This window comes from Thermotalea metallivorans, from assembly GCF_001562415.1.
GTDB lineage: Bacteria > Bacillota > Clostridia > Peptostreptococcales > Thermotaleaceae > Thermotalea > Thermotalea metallivorans.
In genome coordinates, this window is record NZ_LOEE01000073.1 from 1 (window position 1) to 1147 (window position 1147).

At 28.5% G+C, this 1147-nt stretch carries 2 protein-coding genes; both read right to left on the reverse strand.

Annotated features, from left to right (window positions below; all coding sequences use genetic code 11):
* On the reverse strand, positions 1-214 hold a 214-nt coding region (locus AN619_RS14265; protein WP_068557942.1), incomplete at its 3' end, for a transposase.
* A 528-nt stretch (positions 215-742) separates the two neighbouring features.
* Complete coding sequence (locus AN619_RS14270) at positions 743-1000, reverse strand: hypothetical protein (RefSeq protein WP_068557943.1); 258 nt, start codon at positions 998-1000, stop codon at positions 743-745.
* Positions 1001-1147: the final 147 nt, after the last annotated feature.

Consider the following 1147-nt stretch of genomic DNA (forward strand, 5'->3'; position numbering starts at 1 on the left):
TGAGCTTTGCAATTTCTTTTTTAATTTTCTTGATTTCTTCAAGGCTTGTAACATCTCCTTCTATGTTAATTGGAGATTTCTTTTTTACCCAACTTCGGACTGCTGTTTCACTTAGGCTATATTCGCTGCAGACTTCCTTGACTGTTTTACCGGATTGTACCAAATCTGCTATCATTGTTTTGAAATCCTCTGTAAAAGTTCTTCGATTTGTCATTTATGGACACTTCCTTTCTTAAATCTTTAGTATATCTAAAACCTTATTTTGTGTCCATACTTATATACTAACATCAAACTTCATTTTCAATTAAACAAGTTTTGCTCCTTTTGATAGTATATTTTTTATGACAGTATATTTTTATTTTTGTAATTATTCTTCTATCATTAAAAGAAAAGGGCTTTTAACCTTTAACTATAATTATGTGATTAAAATCTTAACATAACTTTATTATCTATTTGATGTGACTTTATTATTTTTAACACAAGTTTTTTATTCTCCACCCTTACCTCTTTACCCTTTTTAGAATAAAACTTAATCCTAACTATGTATACACATAAAAATTCATGTCAAACCCCCACACTCCTAAAACCCTTGTCCCTTCTCACCTTAACCCTATTTCCCCAACTCTTTCCAGATAAAAACAAGTCACGGTTTTAATAAGGTTTTTACTCTTATTTTACCGTGACTTTTACTAATTCTTTAATTTTTGATAAGTTTGTGTGGCATAAGATTAATATTGTAGAACTACACCTTATAAATATTATCAAATTGAGGATATTTATCTACAAATGCTTTATTTGCAGCCTGGAGTTTTTCAAAAAACTCCCGATATGAGTCGCTAAATATTTTTAAATTTTCAATAAATATATCGTAATATCCGCTCTCTTGCTGAAATTTCAATAATAATTGCTGTATTTTACAGGCTGGTGATTTTTTATATTCATCTGAATTTCTGTATTCCAAATATTTTTCAATATCTTCTTTATTTTCTTCTAAATACATATCTATATTGTTTACTGAATCTACACCACTTTACAAGTAATGTAGTGATTTAAAAATAATTCCATAAAATAACAAAATCAGACACCTAAATCCTAGGAATACTAATCTTATGACAAACCAACACCCTAGGAGGCGTCTGATATTATT

Excerpts from the sequence above, each read along its gene's own strand:
- AN619_RS14270 (WP_068557943.1), bottom strand. The coding sequence starts at position 1,000 with ATGTATTTAGAAGAAAATAAAGAAGATATTGAAAAATATTTGGAATAC.